This window comes from Shewanella sp. MSW, assembly GCF_007636515.1.
In the GTDB taxonomy this organism is placed as follows: Bacteria; Pseudomonadota; Gammaproteobacteria; order Enterobacterales; family Shewanellaceae; genus Shewanella; species Shewanella indica.
The window spans coordinates 133,910-150,401 of the sequence record NZ_LVDR01000009.1 but is presented as its reverse complement, the minus strand read 5'-3'; the positions used below and the strand labels follow the sequence as shown (position 1 = coordinate 150,401).

At 45.3% G+C, this 16,492-nt stretch carries 11 protein-coding genes; 10 read left to right on the top strand and 1 reads right to left on the bottom strand.

Annotated elements, in window-relative coordinates; genetic code table 11:
* Nucleotides 1-100 precede the first annotated feature (100 nt).
* The 4 genes from menD to menE are packed head-to-tail and all read left to right on the top strand — an operon-like array spanning nucleotide 101 to nucleotide 5,119.
* Nucleotides 101-1,822, top strand: coding sequence for a 2-succinyl-5-enolpyruvyl-6-hydroxy-3-cyclohexene-1-carboxylic-acid synthase (menD, locus tag AYI96_RS11830; protein WP_039035721.1), 1,722 nt, complete (start codon nucleotides 101-103; stop codon nucleotides 1,820-1,822).
* A complete protein-coding gene (menH, locus tag AYI96_RS11825; protein ID WP_233962987.1) occupies nucleotides 1,804-2,610 on the top strand; it encodes a 2-succinyl-6-hydroxy-2,4-cyclohexadiene-1-carboxylate synthase in 807 nt (268 codons plus the stop codon). Before menD ends, menH begins: the two co-directional genes overlap by 19 nt.
* Nucleotides 2,610-3,653 (top strand): o-succinylbenzoate synthase, encoded by a 1,044-nt coding sequence (gene menC / locus AYI96_RS11820; RefSeq protein WP_071475521.1) that lies wholly within the window; start codon nucleotides 2,610-2,612, stop codon nucleotides 3,651-3,653. Before menH ends, menC begins: the two co-directional genes overlap by 1 nt.
* A 53-nt stretch (nucleotides 3,654-3,706) precedes the next feature.
* Nucleotides 3,707-5,119: an o-succinylbenzoate--CoA ligase gene (gene menE, locus AYI96_RS11815; RefSeq protein WP_039035719.1), complete on the top strand. Its 1,413-nt coding sequence runs from the start codon at nucleotides 3,707-3,709 to the stop codon at nucleotides 5,117-5,119.
* Here the strand turns inward: menE and AYI96_RS11810 are convergent.
* The gene (locus AYI96_RS11810) at nucleotides 5,102-6,316 is read right to left on the bottom strand and encodes an EAL domain-containing protein (protein WP_039035718.1); all 1,215 of its coding nucleotides are present in this window, start codon (nucleotides 6,314-6,316) and stop codon (nucleotides 5,102-5,104) included. The two genes, menE and AYI96_RS11810, sit on opposite strands and share 18 nt — an antisense overlap.
* A 306-nt stretch (nucleotides 6,317-6,622) precedes the next feature.
* Between AYI96_RS11810 and AYI96_RS11805 the strand changes: the two genes are divergently transcribed.
* The 6 genes from AYI96_RS11805 (at nucleotide 6,623) to AYI96_RS11780 (ending at nucleotide 16,433) form a co-directional block, all read left to right on the top strand.
* Nucleotides 6,623-7,246: a response regulator transcription factor gene (locus AYI96_RS11805; protein WP_039035717.1), complete on the top strand. Its 624-nt coding sequence runs from the start codon at nucleotides 6,623-6,625 to the stop codon at nucleotides 7,244-7,246.
* Nucleotides 7,243-10,869: an ATP-binding protein gene (locus AYI96_RS11800; protein WP_144361662.1), complete on the top strand. Its 3,627-nt coding sequence runs from the start codon at nucleotides 7,243-7,245 to the stop codon at nucleotides 10,867-10,869. The genes AYI96_RS11805 and AYI96_RS11800 overlap by 4 nt, the downstream gene beginning before the upstream one ends.
* Before the next feature lie 478 nt (nucleotides 10,870-11,347).
* Nucleotides 11,348-11,905, top strand: a complete 558-nt coding sequence (locus AYI96_RS11795; protein WP_071475519.1) for a fimbrial protein — start codon at nucleotides 11,348-11,350, stop codon at nucleotides 11,903-11,905.
* Between the two features lie 63 nt (nucleotides 11,906-11,968).
* Nucleotides 11,969-12,673, top strand: coding sequence for a molecular chaperone (locus AYI96_RS11790; protein WP_202932881.1), 705 nt, complete (start codon nucleotides 11,969-11,971; stop codon nucleotides 12,671-12,673).
* Between the two features lie 60 nt (nucleotides 12,674-12,733).
* On the top strand, nucleotides 12,734-15,274 hold the full coding sequence (locus AYI96_RS11785) for a fimbria/pilus outer membrane usher protein (RefSeq protein ID WP_144361661.1): 2,541 nt from the start codon (nucleotides 12,734-12,736) through the stop codon (nucleotides 15,272-15,274).
* 55 nt (nucleotides 15,275-15,329) lie between these two features.
* Nucleotides 15,330-16,433 (top strand): fimbrial protein, encoded by a 1,104-nt coding sequence (locus AYI96_RS11780; protein ID WP_144361660.1) that lies wholly within the window; start codon nucleotides 15,330-15,332, stop codon nucleotides 16,431-16,433.
* The last annotated feature ends 59 nt before the right edge of the window (nucleotides 16,434-16,492 follow it).

Genomic DNA, 16,492 nt, shown 5'->3' with positions numbered 1-16,492 from the left:
TTACGACTTGAAGTATACAGACAGATTTGCCCAAGAGTTCATACAATAGCGCTGCCAAAAGCGGTACACTAATGCGCATTCGATACTGGGTAAGCCGTCTATGCAAATCAATTCTCACGCCGAACTCAATCTCCTTTGGGGTTCCCTCATACTTGAAGAACTGGCACGCCTTGGGGCTCAGCATGTGTGCATGGCACCGGGCTCGCGCTCAACGCCTCTGACACTGGCAGCCGCCCGCCAGGACAAACTGAAACAACATCTGCACTTTGATGAGCGAGGACTGGGCTTTATGGCACTCGGACTCGCCAAAGCCAGTCGAGCTCCGGTGGCCATTATCACCACCTCGGGAACAGCCGTGGCCAATTTGTATCCGGCCATAGTCGAGGCCTGGTTAACTCAAGTCCCCTTGGTCGTGCTTTCCGGTGACAGACCGCCGGAGCTGATAGCTTGCGGCGCCAACCAAGCCATACTCCAACCGGCGATTTTCGGCCAATATGCCAAGCAGTTAAACCTGCCGACACCGGATCTGGCCATAGCTCCCCAAGCGCTGCTGACTCAGATTGATGAAGCCGTGGCCAACCAAAGCATGCCGGTCCACATCAATTGCATGTATCGTGAGCCACTGTACCCAAGCAGCCTGGATGCCCCCAGAAGTCAAGCCATAGAGCATTACCTGCAACCTCTGACGAACTGGCAACAGGCAAGCACACCCTATAACCAATATGCAGCTGTAGGCATGGGACAAGTCCCCAGTTGGGATACCATGGCGCGTTTTGTTCACGGCAAGGGTGTTATCATCGCCGGCACCCTGGATAGTGCCGATAATCCACAAAAGTTGGTCGAACTGGCCAGCAAACTCGGTTGGCCGCTGCTGACAGATGCCCAGTCTCAGCTGCGCCAACATCCTGCCGCGATAGGCAATGTCGACCAACTGCTGCTCAACCCCAAGGGCCGAGCCCTGCTGCAACAAGCCGACCGGGCACTGGTGTTTGGTGGACGCCTGCTGTCGAAACGCTTAATAAGTTATCTTGAACAGCAGAACTGGCACCAATATTGGCAAGTATTGCCGCAGCAGATGCGCCTGGATCCCAGCCATAAACCCAAGCAGCTCTGGCTGGCAGAGCTGCAGCAGATAGCCGCGCTTGAGTGGCCACGCTCGTCCTCCGCCAATTGGGCGCTGGAGCTCACCGCCCAGAATGAGGCGCTCAATGAGCTCTTTGTACGCCAAATAGATAACGGCGAGTTCGGTGAGGCCCAGGTGATCAGGGCCATAGCGGCAACCCGCACCGGCGAACAACAGCTGTTTATCGGTAATAGCTTGCCGGTGCGGCTTTATGATATGTTCGCGCCCATCAGTTGCTGCGCCGCCATCACCTACACCAACCGCGGTGCTTCGGGGATAGATGGCCTGCTGGCAAGTGCCTGCGGCGTCGCCAACCACAAGGGTCAGGCCACCACCTTGGTGCTCGGCGATCTATCGGCGCTGCACGACCTCAACTCTCTGGCGCTGGCACGCCAGGCTCAGGGGCCGTTGGTGATAGTGATACTCAACAATGATGGCGGCAATATCTTCAATATCCTGCCGGTGCCGGACGAGCAAGTAAGGGCTCACTATTACCGATTAAGCCACGGACTGGAGTTTGGTTATGGTGCGGCCATGTTTGGCCTGCCCTACAATAGGGTGGAAGACTTCCAAGGCTTTATGGATGCCTACAGTGAAGCACTCAACTATAACGGCGCCTCGGTCATCGAGGTTTGCGTCAGCCAAACCCAGGCCAGCGACCAGATAGCCAGCATAGGCCAATGGGTAAAACAAAGCTGATGTTAGCCACAACGACTCAGGGTTCAGCAACCCAGCCGCCTTTGGTGCTGCTGCACGGTTTTCTCGGCAGCAGCTATGATTGGCGCGAGTTGCTGCCGCTCCTGAGTCAGGACTACTACTGTATTGCGGTCGATCTCCCGGGACATGGCCGCAGCGGTGATATCCAAATCGACAGCCCAGGCTTCAGTGACTGTGTTGCCTTGCTGCGTCATACACTGCTCAAGGCCGGCATCGCGCGCTTTCACTTGTTGGGATACTCGCTTGGTGGCCGTATCGCACTGCATCTGGCTCAAACCTGGCCCGAGGCGTTGCTGAGCCTGCATCTTGAGTCCTGTCACCCGGGCCTGTTATCCCATGATGAACGTCAGCAGAGGGCGATGGCCGATAAGCTGTGGGCCGAACGTTTTAACACTATGCCGATTGAACAAGTGCTGGCCCTCTGGTATCAGCAAGCGGTATTTGCCGACCTATCAAGCGCCGAGCGAGAAGGTTTAATTGAGAAACGCCGCCATCAGCAGCCGCTTGGCCTAATCAGCTGTTACCAGGCCACTTCACTGGCACTGCAACAGGATCTGCGCCAGGTGCCGGCCAAGCTTGCTTGCCCAAGCCACTACTACCTCGGGGAGCAGGATGGCAAGTTTGGCGCTCTCGCCAAGGCCTGGCAGCCACAAGCCGGATTCAAGCTGCATACCATTGCCGATGCGGGCCATAATAGCCATCAGGCCCAACCCGGCGCTTTTGCCACGGCGCTCAAAGGCGCCCTGAACGCGATTTCAAGGGGTGAATGATGCATCCAGACTCACTGTCACTGGCCCGCTATAGGCTGCCGCTGGAAACCTCACTACCTGTGGGTAAGCAAAGAATCGAGCAGAGATCCGGGCTGGTTATCAAGGCCAGTTGCGGCAACGAAGAACATTTTGTGGAAGTCGCCCCCTTGAGCGGCCTGGATGCCAACGGCGAGCCACTGCTGGGTTTTAGCCGTGAATCGCTGGCGGAGGTGACAGAAGCAGCCTTGGCACTGATGCAAGCACTGGCCGCCAAAGAGCTTAAGTTGAGTCAGGCGGCCGATGCCTGTCAGTATCCCTCACTCGCCTGGGGGCTAAGTCTGCTCGATGCCAAACTCAAGGGACAACTGCCACAGCGCTGGCCGGCCGTTGAAACCATCCCGCTCATCTACCACAGAGAAGAAGAGCCACTGGCGCTACTGCAACAAAGGCTGGCGGCGCTTCCCGATACGGTTCTCAGAGCCAAGATAAAAGTCGCCCAGACCAGCATGGTCCAAGAGCTCAGACTGATCCATGCTGTATTGGCCGCCAAACCTCATCTCAAACTCAGGCTGGATGCCAATCAGGGCTTTGAGTATCAACAAGCTGTGGATTTTTGCGCTTGTCTGCCCAAAACCAGCATTGAATATATTGAGGAACCCTGCCGCCGCGCCGACGATAATCCGGCCCTATTCAAGGCCACAGGGATCCGCTATGCCCTGGATGAAAGTCTGCTGCAAAGTGAGTTTGTACCTGACTGCAATGACTTCGCGAGCGGCCTGACCGCGCTGGTGCTTAAACCTATGTTGCTCGGCAGCTTAACCAGACTGCAAACCCTGATCGAACAGGCCGAAGCGGCCGGTGTGCGCGCCCTGTTGAGCTCCAGCCTGGAATCTTCTCTGGGAATTGCCGATCTGGAGGCGGTCAGTGCCCTCTTGACCCCCAATGAAGCCCCCGGACTGGATACTCTGGCGCCTTTCGGACGCGATATTATTGTCGGTCAAGGCCACAAACCCTGTCTGGACTTTGCCGAGCTGGAACTCTTGGGTCAGTGGCCCTGTCTGTAACCGCCAAGCTCTGACAGCCTCTGCAACCTCCAATTTCAGTAACAGGAGAGCACATGACCTACTCGCCCCTTCACCTCAGTGGCCAACAAACGCCGGATGCCATCGCCTTGGTAGAGGGCGGTATCTGCCATAGCTATCAGGCAGTAAGCCGGCAGGTGTTGGCGCTCGGCACCGAGCTGCGAGCCTTGGGGTTGCAGCGCGGGGATAAACTGGCCTGTGTGGCCACCAACTGCCGCGAGCTGATATTGCTGTATTGGGCTTGTCTGGATCTGGGGCTGCTCTTTTGCCCGCTGTCACCCAAGTTTCCGGATAGTCAGCTCCAGGAGCTGCTTGAGCGTTTTCATATTCGCTTTATCTGGTGTCCGGATAACACCAGAAATAAGCTTTGGCAAACGCGGGATATCACCCGAGTGCTGGCGGATTTTGCTATTCTCGAATCGAATGGTATCCCAGCCGAGATAGCCACGGTCTCGGCCGATACGCCGCTCAATATCATTCTTACCTCGGGCTCCAGTGGCAGCCCCAAGGCCGCAGTCCACTGCCTTAACAACCATATCGCCAACGCCAATGGTAGTCGGCAGTTGATCCATTTGGCAAATGGTGATGCCTGGTTACTCTCGCTACCGCTGTTCCATATTGGAGGTCTGGCCATTCTCAATCGCTGCGCCCTGGCCGCCGCGGCCGTGGTGCTGCCGGATAATGAGCTGACTATGGCAGCGCAGTTAAAGCGCGATGCCATCACTCATCTCTCATTGGTGGCCACCCAGTTGCAACGCCTATTGGACGACAACCCCGAAAGCCTTATGGGGGTAAAGTGCCTGCTACTTGGCGGCGGTGCCATAGGCCAAGGCCTGCTGGACCGGCTATCCCCCTTGAAAGTGAAATCCTTTACCAGTTACGGCATGACAGAGATGGGCTCGCAGATCACCACGGGATTCGCCCGCAGTGATGGCAGCAGTGGCCGCCTGTTACCCGGGCGCGAACTCAAAATAGAACAAGGAGTTATCTGGGTCAGGGGCGAGACCCTGTTTATGGGTTATCTGCAGCCGGATGGCAGCATAGTTAAAGAGACCCAAGACGGTTGGTTCTGCACCAAGGACAAAGGCTTCTGGAGCCTGGATGGGCTACTGCATATTCAGGGGCGGGTCGACAATATGTTTATCTGCGGCGGCGAGAATATTCAACCGGAAGAGGTGGAAGCGGCGCTGAAACGGCACCCGGCCATCCTGGATGCCATTGTCTTTGGTGAAGATAACCCTGAGTTTGGTTTACTACCGGCCGCCATTTTGCGTTATCGAGGCTCACAGGCGCCGAGCGAAGCCGAGTTGACTGCCTTCCTGGCAGACAAGCTGGCCCGTTTTAAACGCCCGAGGCACTATTATCCCTGGCCGCAACAGGTTGCCGAGGGGTTCAAAGTACAGCGCAAACAGGTTATTGCCGCTATCTGTTCAGCCATGAAGTCTTAAAAGTTCATTCTGTAAAAAGCGTTTACAAAAGTCAGCTTCACTCAATGGATGCGAAAAGTAAAATCCCTGTCCCAGATTGCAACCGAGATTTTGCAATAACTTAAGCTGGGCAGCCGTTTCAATACCTTCAATAACTAGCTGCATATCCAATGAATCCGAGAGCGCTATCACACTGGATATCGCCGCCTTACATCTGGGCTCTGTATCCAAACCTTCCACAAAGCAGGCATCCAGTTTCATCTGTGAAAAAGGCAGATCACACAGGCGAGCTAAAGATGAATGTGCGGCACCGAAATCATCAATCGCCAATTCACAACCCAACATACGTAAACGGATCAAATTCTCCATGTTGAGGGCCGGTGCCAATATAAGTCCAGACTCTGTTATCTCTATGGTAACCAACTTAGGCGGAAGCTTATAATCCCGAATCAATTTGGAAATTTGATATACAAGTTCAGTGGAGTTTAATTGGGAAATGTCAAGGTTGTAGGCAAGCGATAAGCGATAGTTCTGTTCCAACAATCGCTTTTGCAATTTGATCCCCTGATGGAATAATTGAAGAAACATCTCGTCCAGCAGGCCATAACGAATGAGAGGTTCAATAAACAGATTAGGATGCAGTAACCCAAACACGGGATGCTGCCATCGCGCCAACACTTCCGCTCCTTCTATTTGTAAATCAGTAACGCTGAACTTGGGTTGATAGAAACCAACAAATTGATGTTGCGTGACCGCATCCTTAAAATCCTTGAAGTTTAACGAAAACCAATCCGGATGTAACTCCGGCTCAGTTGGTATCTTCGGCGGCTCATTGAGCTCACGATAACACTTGATCATGGCATTCAAGTTTTCAATTGTGGGCGACTTAGCCAAATCACCCAGATACTGAAATCCCAATAGCTTAACCATCTGAGACACCGCCCGACGCAGATCTTTGTCAACATCACTATAAAGCGCTACCCCACGGATTTTGAATCTGGCTCTTGCCTGGCGCAAGAAAGACAAACCATCGGTTCCAGCCAACATCAAGTCGCAAATTACGATATCGACCTCCCTATGCTGTTGTAACCAGGAAAAAGCGGCTGTCGCGCAGCCAAAGCTGAAGACTTCCACACAAGTTAGCGACTTGAGGTTGTGCTCCAGCACAGTGCGTTGAAAAGGATGATCCTCAAGCACCAACACCTTGCATTTCTTCATTGTTTAAGCCAAAAAATAATATGGATATAAATGGCGGTCAGCATCATTTATCTGCAAAAATAGCCGACATTTGCTTTATTAAAATTAACCAAATCCTTATATGGCTATATTTACGCCAACACACCGAAAATGGTCTATATCACACTATTCCTAATTTACTTTGAAGCGATATATATTCAACCATATTATAGTAATTGTAAAACCCAATAGAAAAGGCTGAAAGTTCAGTAGGAAATATCCTACTTACATGTAAATATTATTCTGCCACAATTGGCTTGAATGATAATGGGGGTGGAAGTTTAGAATATGAAGAAAATTATTGTTGTTGATGACCATCCTGTGGTGATTATGGCCATAAAAATCATACTCGAGCAAAATGGCTTTCATGTCATAGCCACAACAGATAATGGAGTTGACGCGCTGAAGCTCATTCGAGAGCATCAACCAGATGCCGTTATTCTGGATATAGGCATACCACAACTAGATGGTCTAGAGGTGATTAACAGGTTAAATAATGTGGACTTTCCACCTAAAATCCTGGTGTTGACGGCACAGCCATCCGAGTACTTTGTTACCCGCTGTATACAAGCAGGCGCCTCTGGTTTTGTCTCAAAACAAGAGGATCTAACTGAGGTTTTAGGGGCTTTGAGGGCGGTGTTATCTGGATATTCCTACTTTCCCAACAATGCTTACATTCATTATAAGCAGAACAAACAACTGCCGGAGTCAGATAAGTTGGCACAATTATCAGGCCGAGAAATGATGGTACTTCAACAACTGTCACACGGCCTTTCCAATAAAGAGATTGCCGATCGCATGTTACTCAGTAATAAAACCATAAGTACATATAAGACTCGTTTACTGGAAAAGCTTAACGCTCGTACCCTGGTCGATCTTATCGAAATATCCAAGAGAAATCATATTATATGAAGAAAGCACCACTTCTATTGGCGCTATACTTAATATTGCTTTTTGTCACTTTTACTTCAAAGCAAGCAAAAGGGGCTCAATTGCATACTCCAACACTCTCAGGCCATGCCAGTATGAGTGAAATAGAGATAGATTTAGCCGATGAGCAGTGGCAGTGGTTACAAACACAGCAAAGTATCCGGGTAGGAGTTACGACACCTGACAATCCACCTTTCGATATGACAATGGATGGCAACAGTGACTATTACGAGGGCTTGAGTGCCGATTACTTGCAGCTTCTTTCCGACCTCCTAAAAGTCAGAATAGAGCTACGTTTATTTAATAACAAAGAGGACGCTATCTTAGCTATCAAGGACGGCGAATTGGATCTGCTCACCGGGGCCTCTGATTACGAAGCATCCCAAGGATTACTACTAAGCCGGGCTTATGTCGATAACCAAGCTGCGTTATACACTTCAGAAAAACTGCCTTCAGAACAAGCTCCGACTCATATTGCCATGGCTTATGATTACCTGCCAGATGCCGACTTAACCACACTTCTTCCTAAAATCCAAATCACCCCCTATCCCTCCAAAATAAAAACGGTAGCCGCAGCTGTATTTGGTGAAGCTGATGCCGTTATCATGGATCTGTTTTCAGCCAACTATATTGTTAACAACTATTTTGCCAAGAAGTTACGGATTAAGAAATTATTGCCCGTTGATACTCAAGGCATAAGCTTTGCTTTAAGCAATGATAAACAGCAACTTAAAGAGATAATAGATGATGCATTAAATCAAATCCCGCAAAGTGAGCATTGGGCCATCAAAAAACGTTGGAGTGGAGGCGGCCTGAATCTATCCAAAAAAAAACTCGGTCTGGATCTGACTGATACAGAATTAGCTTGGTTAAAGCGACATCAGCCTATAAGAATTGCAGCCAATAAGTTTAATGCACCTATGACCTATTTCGATCAAGAAGGCAGATTACATGGTTTCGCAGCTGATATTTTGGAGATTATAAAGCTTTATAGCGGGATTGACACTATCATTATCCAGACGCAAAACTTCCATGAAATTGCCAAGAGCCTACAAGATAACAGTGCTGATCTAGCATTGTTATCACCTTCAGATAAACGTAAAAAGGAACTGATTTTCACTAAAGAGTTAGCTTATGCTCCATTTGTATGGATCTCCCTTAAAAACTCTCACATCAATCAGCAAAAAAATAACTTAAAAATAGCCTTACCAACGGCACATATCTCTACGGAAATGTTACCTGAAGTATTACCTCAGATTAAAGTTCTAGAAGTAAGCAACTATATGGAAGCCCTTGAGGCCACGCTAAAAGGTAAGGTAGATGCCACTATAGCCCCGCTTGGGATCGCAGATTATTACGTCAATCACTATTATGACCACAAACTTGAAATACAGGGTATTTTTGATAGTTTACCGCCGGCGACTGCAGCCTTTGCCACGAGCAAAGGTAACCCTGAATTAATCAGCATTCTCAATAAGGTTCTGGCCATTATTCCCGCAGATGAGTTGCAATCTATAGGAAATAGATGGCGCGGCAATGCCGTCCCCGGACAAGAGACCTGGCGTGACTATAAGTATACTATCTATTCCATCACTATTGCCGCTATATTGTTGATTACTGCATCTTTAATCTGGGCCTGGTTCACTCGTAGCCACTATCTCAAACGGTTAAAGGTAAAAAAGGAACTGCAAAAACAACTTATATTTATGCAAGAGGTTATTGACAGCATCCCCCACCCTATTTATGTACGCAATACAGAGCGTAAGCTAATTCTCTGCAATCAAAGTTATTTACAATTTTTCCACGTATCAGAACAGGAATTGATAAACAGAACAGTGTTGAAAAACGGTGACAGAATCAAAGATGTTCACACCATAGATCAAAAATATATTCAAGCCATAGATGAGAACAGAGCATGCTACGAAGATAGGCGTATATATATTGATGAAAAACCTATTGATGTGTATCACTGGTTCCGCCCTTATAAAAATGAACAAAATCAGATCCAGGGGATTGTCGGTGGATGGATAGATGTCAGCGACCGAATTGAATTAATGCAACAGTTGAGCCTAGCCAAGGAACAGGCCGAAAAGGCCAGCGTGGCCAAGACTCAATTTTTGGCGACTATGAGCCATGAAATACGCACCCCCATGAATGCGATTATAGGCTTGCTGGAGCTATCGATAAAACGCTCCCAGGAAAACTTGTATGATTTTAAGTCTATTCGTGTTGCTTATGACTCAGCCAAAGGGTTACTGGAACTGATTGGCGATATACTCGACATTGTTAGAATTGAGGCAGGGCAATTAAGCTTAAACCCTGTACAGACAGAACTAAGGCAAACGCTGGATTCGGTAATACGTATCTTCGAAGGTATTGCAACCCAAAAGGGCTTGCAATTATCGTTGGAAGTTGACCCTCAACTACCAACGTATGCGCTGCTAGACCCCCTAAGAATCAAACAGATACTGTCCAATCTAATAGGTAATTCCATAAAATTTACCGAGCAGGGCAATATAGTCCTCACAGCACTTAAAGCGAAAAACGCCGCAGGTCAGAATGAACTGGTCTTCCAAGTTGCCGATACAGGTATAGGCATGCCAATTGAAGAGCAACAGGACTTATTTAATCCTTTCGTTCAAGCCCAAAATGGTGCCCACAACAAAGGGGGAACCGGTCTGGGTTTACCTATATGCCGTTCCCTGTGTGAGATGATGGGCGGTTCTATTACTTTGGTTAGTGAACCAGGGCAAGGAACATGTATCAATATCCGAATACCTTTACAAATCGCCAATACCGATACTGCTGAAGAAAATCAAACCTCTTCTGTACCAGATGCCCTCCCAGCAACCCAAGCACAACATGTATTAATAGTCGATGACCATCCAGCCAACAGACTGCTGTTGTCACAGCAACTTAAATATATGGGGCACAGCATTGATGAAGCAAACGATGGTCAGGAAGCGCTCCAACTCTTCAACCAACACCCTTATCGAATCGTCATTACCGATTGTAATATGCCGGAGATGGATGGTTATGAGCTTAGCCGCAAGCTGAGACAACTTGAGAAAAGCCGTAATCTATCGCCAGCTGTTATCTTAGGTTACACAGCCAATGCCCAGCTGGAAGTCAAAAAAATCTGCATCGCCGCAGGCATGAATGATTGCCTGTTTAAGCCTATCAGTTTATCTGAGCTTAAAAGCACCTTGGATAGCTTCCATCAAGTACTTGAACAAGATGTTCCAAAGCCCAGCTTCCTACCTAGTACATTGGATAAATTAACCGGTGGCAATTTAATGCTAACAGAGCAGTTACTACATGAATTATTGAATGCCAATGAAGCTGACCTAATAAGTTTGAAATCAGCATTGAAAGATGGGGATGAAGATAAGACCAAGAGTATAGCCCACAAAATTAAAGGTGCGGCGAAGATTATTTCAGCTACTTCCATAGTCAAACATTGCGAGCAGTTAGAACAGGCAGAAACCCTAGAAGAAGCAAGTGTGTATCTGGTTACACTCAGTAATTCATTGGAGCATCTTGCTGAAGATATAAAAGCATACCTAATTTCAGAGAAAAACGAAACGATAGATTTTACAATCTAAATTTAGCTTAAATTTTCTATAAAATAAAACACCCAAGTTATTTCAACAACAAACACAAACTTGGCTACAAAGTAAACTATAAATATTTTTGCTGTGACCTTCTCGGCATCAACAGATTTTACCGCTTGATATTTATGGTACGCATGGCCATTATAAAAGTTTAATATTTATCAAAAGATTAATAGATTGCGACAATTGAACAACTAGATATTACACATAAGATTAAAAAACTATAAAAAGCATCACCCGTGTAGGACTTTTCCTATAGGGTTATTGTCATTTCCGATCCAATCCCAATCCTCTTTCATTCTAGTCACTACTAATTGTAGTATCAGCATCGAAGTGGTTCGAGCTTAGCTTGAAAATATGAAGCTCAATTTTAAGTTGAGATCTTAGGTTTTCCTAGGCTTCTAAATTCTACAAGTATAAAAGCGCATACCACCTATTCTTTAAATATTAAGGATTAATAGGTACACATATGAAAAAAATAATTGTATTAGCGGTATCTTTAGCTGGTTATGCTTCTCTAGGAACAGCTAACGCAGCATCAACAGGTACTATTCAATTCGTTGGTGAAATCACTGGAGCCACTTGTAATGCTACAGTTAATGGCACAGGCAACGCCACCGTAACACTGCCAACTGTCAGTAACAGTCAACTTCAAGCGGCTGGTAATACCGCCGGGAAAACCAGCTTTACCGTTGAGTTAAGTGATTGTACTGCACTAGGTACTATGACTCAGGGTTCTGCTTTCTTCGAGAGCGGCTCAGCAGTCAATATAGCAACTGGTCGTCTTAAAAATACCGCGGCAAACAATGCCGCAAGTAACGTGACATTGCAGTTACGTGACGCTTCATCTGATACAGCAATCAAAGTTGGCGACTCGAGCCAAACTACTACAAACACTTATGTCAATTTGCCAACCACAGCCGGAGGTAAGGCTCAACTTCCTTACACTGTAGAATATTATGCTGAAAATGCGGTGACTGCGGGTAAGGTTAATTCATCAGTAGTTTATTCAATCCAATATAAGTAAACCTTTTATTAAATAAGATATATAGGGGGGATCTCCCCCCCTATCATCAAAAAGGATAATACAGTGCTTCGCTTCTTTTACCTTATTCTAATTATGGTTACATTAATATGTACTATAGGAGTTGCACCACAAGCATTAGCCAGCGTGGTGATTACTGGCACTCGTGTAATTTACCCTTCTGATGCGAATGAGGTGAGTGTAAAGCTGGATAACAGGGGAGAAACTCCTGTTTTGGTTCAAAGCTGGATTGACAATGGTGAAATTGATGAAAAACCTGACTTCATCGATGTTCCATTTATCATTACTCCTCCTGTAAATAGAATTGATCCAGATAAGGGACAGACTCTAAGAATACGTTACACAGGGGATACTCTTCCGACTGATAGGGAGAGTTTATTTTGGCTAAACGTACTTGAAATCCCTGCAAAACCAAGCTCAGAAAGCAATGAAAACTATTTGCAAATGGCGTTTAGAACGAGAATAAAGCTATTTTACCGACCAAACTCATTAGCGTTTGACGTTAAGGATTCTATAGAAAAGATCAGTTTCAACCGACTAGACAATGACACTGTAAGAGTTGATAACCCAACTCCTTTCCACATTTCCTTCGCCAAGATAGTATCCAATGAAAAAGAAATAGAAGGAGAGATGGTATCGCCACATTCATCGTTGAAGTTCCAACTACCTAACCGAATAGGAAGTAAAGTTGAAGCCACTTATATCAATGATTACGGCGCCATGAAACTTCAGGAATATTTAGTTAAATAATTAATAGCCTAATATGGATAACAATATTGGCATCAGCTAAATAACTAAATCGAGGTCAAATTGAAAAAATTACCAATCAGTAATTTTATTACATTATTAGTAGTGGGCTATACACTATCATTTGGCTGTAGGATAACTCTTGCTGATACCTCCCCATCTGTTGGTGCATCATCTACTAGCGTTACATTTGATTCATCTCTATTGAACATGGTGGGATCAGATAGCTTCGATTTAAGCTATTTTCAAGATGGCGCATCTGCTCTTCCTGGAAATTATAAGTCGGCAGTATATATCAATGGGGTATTACTTGGCTATTACAATGTTGAATTCAAGGTAGACAATAAGAAAAAGGTATATCCATGCCTGAGTCAAAAATTGATAAAAGACATTCAATTCAATCCAGATGAATTACCCATACCCATTGATAAAAATATCGATTCATGCATTGACTTGAAAAATCACATCTCTACGGCATACGTTAACTATGATAGCGGAACTCAACACCTTGACATTATTGTGCCTCAAGCCTATCTGTACAATAAGGCAAGGGGGGAAGTTCACCCTGAACTATGGGATGAGGGCATCAACTCTGGTATTTTTGGATACAATATCAATGGTTATAGTAGCCGTTCCAATGGAGAAAATTACAACTCATTATTTGCCAACTTTAGAACCGGAATCAATATCGGAGCATGGCAACTAAGACATAATGGTAACTACTCTTCAATTGAAGGAGGAAGAGAGAACTATAACGCTATAAATACATATATACAACGTGATATCCCTTCATGGAGAAGTAGTGCTTTAGTTGGACAATCAAATACTTCTGGACAAATATTTGACACCTTACCTTTCGTTGGACTTCATTTGGCAAGCGATAGAAGAATGTTACCTGAATCTCAGCAAGGCTACGCACCTCAAATAAGAGGTGTAGCTAAAACTAATGCGCGAGTTTTTATCCGCCAAAATGATCAAATCATTTATGAAACCAATGTAACTCCCGGTGAATTTCTAATTAACGATCTCTATCCTACCGGTTTTGGTGGGGATCTTGTTGTTACTGTAAGAGAATCTGATGCCAGTGAACACTCATTTAAAGTACCCTACGCTTCTGTAACCCAGTTGTTAAGGCCAGGTACAATACACTATGAATTTACCGCAGGTAAAATTCATAGTGATAGCTTATTAAGTAATCCTGATATCTATCAGGCGACTTACCAGTATGGTGTCAATAATACCTTTACTAGTTATGGTGGACTCCAGGCCAGTGATGATTATTACGCCGTGCAACTTGGTGGTGCTATCGGTTCTTCCATTGGTGCATTTGCTCTGGATATTACCCACGCAAGAACCCGCTTGGGAGACAGAGTTGAACCTATGGATATTAGTAAGAGAGTAGAAAATATAACAGGACAAAGTTATCGACTAAGCTATAGTAAGGCTATCAGCGAAACAAACACTAACTTGTCATTGGCTGCATATCGATTCTCAACCGATGGGTATATGGACTTTATGACAGCAATGCATACCCGTGATGCTGTATCTTTAGGAGATTCACCAGAGAATATTTTCAGATCTAAAAATCGCTTTACTGTTACCGCAGCACAGAGTTTACCTAATAATTGGGGACAATTTTATTTAAGTGGCTCATTACAAGATTATTGGAACCAAAAAGGGACAGAAAAGCAATATCATTTTGGATATAACAATCGTTATAAAATTTTGTCTTATGGTTTAAGTATAAACCGTAGCTTTTCCAGTATAGGAACAGAAGAAACCAACTATTTATTGAGCTTTAGTCTGCCCCTTGGAAAAAGTAACTTCTCGCCGCAGATGATGGTAGACCTTTCCCATGACACCAATGGCAATAATAGCCAGCAGTTGGCAGTATCTGGTGTATATGGAGCCGAAAGTGAATTAGGTTATGGTGCAACTATTACCAATACTGATAACGGCGGAACCAGTCATTCACTCAACGCCAATTATCGAGGGCATGCAACCACACTAACAGGTAGTTATAGCCATGGAAATAACTACAACAGCGCTGCGGCAGGGATTAATGGCACTGTCATAGCACATTCAGGTGGAATAACACTCACCCCCTATGTAGCCAATACCTTTGCCTTGATTGAAGCTATAGGTGCTGAGGGAGCAAGTGTATCTTCATATCCTGGTATTCATCTTGATAGCAATGGTTATGCTGCCGTACCTTATTTGAAACCTTATCAGATAAACGAGATTAACATTGATCCAAAAGGAACCTCTGCCGGGGTTGAATTGGAATCTACTTCTCAGAAAGTAGCCCCTCATGCAGGAGCTGTGGTGAAGTTAAGCTATAAAACCAAGCAGGGTAATCTGATTTTGGTCAAAGCAACCTATGAAGGAAACCCATTACCATTTGGGGCTTATGTTACAGATGGTCAAAACAATCATGTTGGCACTGTAGGCCAAGGTGGCGTTCTTTATGCCAGAGTCGATAAAAACAGTGGACAATTAAATATAAAATGGTCAGAACCTGATTCAAAAAGTTGCTCAATTGATTATGAAATAAAGAAAGATTTACCAAATGGGATCCATAAATTCAAAGCTGCTTGCCACTAACCAACTGAATTAACAAGCTTAGAAAAGTTTCACCTAAAGTAACAGGTAGATTAAGATGAAGTGTATAAAAAAATTTTTTTGGATCTTCTTATTGTTAGTCATAGGAGGATACTCTAGCGTAGCGGAAGCGATCCAATGTTCTCGAACCTCATCTTTAGTTAACGCACAAATGCCTTTGGCTGTAAATAACTTAACTGTTGGCCCTGACACGCCTAACGGCACAGTTATATTTAGGCAAGATTTTCGCGTAGGACAAAGGCTATCCGTACATTGCACCCCTTCAAGCTCGCCATATCAAATTTATAGGAGTTATAATTATACACGCATGCCATTGCCTAGTTCGCAATGGTATGGCGGACCTTATCCTAGAGCAACTATTTATCAAACCGGAGTGCCGGGTATTGGCGTAATGATATTAGCAGAGAATAGGCCTTTACCTATAGATATAAAAGCTAACGAAGTCACACCAGCGAATCAGTTCACTAATTATAATTTAAACTTAGGCATGGTTTTATTTTTCATTAAAATAGGAAATGTACAACCGGGAACTATTAGAGGATTTAACTTACCTTCCAGCAACATAAGGTTTAAAGCGCCTGGTGCTAATGTTTTATTGGCAAGATTAGCAATCACCGGCTCTATCAATATAGTGTCGCAAACGTGCAGGGTATCGAATGTGACTGTCCCTATGGGACAGCATAAGATAGGTGATAAATTAACAGGAAAAGGGAAAACCACTGAATGGGTCGACGCATCCATCAGGCTGACTAACTGTCCGAGATTTTACGGCACCCTAAAAGATGGTAAAAATACCAACTACAATTACACCACAGGCGTAGTGAACACCGGAAATTACACTCAAAATGCGTTGGGAGTATCAATATCACCTAACACAAGTACGGTAGATAATAGTGCAGGTATTATGAGTATCAAGTCCGGAACCAATAGCGCTCAAGGTGTTGCCATTCAGCTTGCCGAGTTTTCCAATCGTAGATTTAACAATTATATAAAGTTTGGAACTCCTTGGATATATAATTTATCAAATGAAAATAGTACAACTTTTACCATTCCACTGAGAGCAAGATATATCCAAACCGAATCAGAAGTCACTCCCGGTAGAGCTGATGCCACGGCTACTTTTACCTTGACATACAAGTAACATTAATAAAAAGAATAGTTTTAAAAAAGGCAGCCAGATGGCTGCCTTTTCTATCAATT

What these genes read in the sequence shown, in the direction of transcription:
- menH (WP_233962987.1), top strand. Translation starts at nt 1,804, where the DNA reads ATGGGTAAAACAAAGCTGATGTTAGCCACAACGACTCAGGGTTCAGCA.
- menE (WP_039035719.1), top strand. Translation starts at nt 3,707, where the DNA reads ATGACCTACTCGCCCCTTCACCTCAGTGGCCAACAAACGCCGGATGCC.
- AYI96_RS11780 (WP_144361660.1), top strand. Translation starts at nt 15,330, where the DNA reads ATGAAGTGTATAAAAAAATTTTTTTGGATCTTCTTATTGTTAGTCATA.
- AYI96_RS11795 (WP_071475519.1), top strand. Translation starts at nt 11,348, where the DNA reads ATGAAAAAAATAATTGTATTAGCGGTATCTTTAGCTGGTTATGCTTCT.
- AYI96_RS11805 (WP_039035717.1), top strand. Translation starts at nt 6,623, where the DNA reads ATGAAGAAAATTATTGTTGTTGATGACCATCCTGTGGTGATTATGGCC.
- menC (WP_071475521.1), top strand. Translation starts at nt 2,610, where the DNA reads ATGCATCCAGACTCACTGTCACTGGCCCGCTATAGGCTGCCGCTGGAA.
- AYI96_RS11800 (WP_144361662.1), top strand. Translation starts at nt 7,243, where the DNA reads ATGAAGAAAGCACCACTTCTATTGGCGCTATACTTAATATTGCTTTTT.
- AYI96_RS11810 (WP_039035718.1), bottom strand. Translation starts at nt 6,316, where the DNA reads ATGAAGAAATGCAAGGTGTTGGTGCTTGAGGATCATCCTTTTCAACGC.
- menD (WP_039035721.1), top strand. Translation starts at nt 101, where the DNA reads ATGCAAATCAATTCTCACGCCGAACTCAATCTCCTTTGGGGTTCCCTC.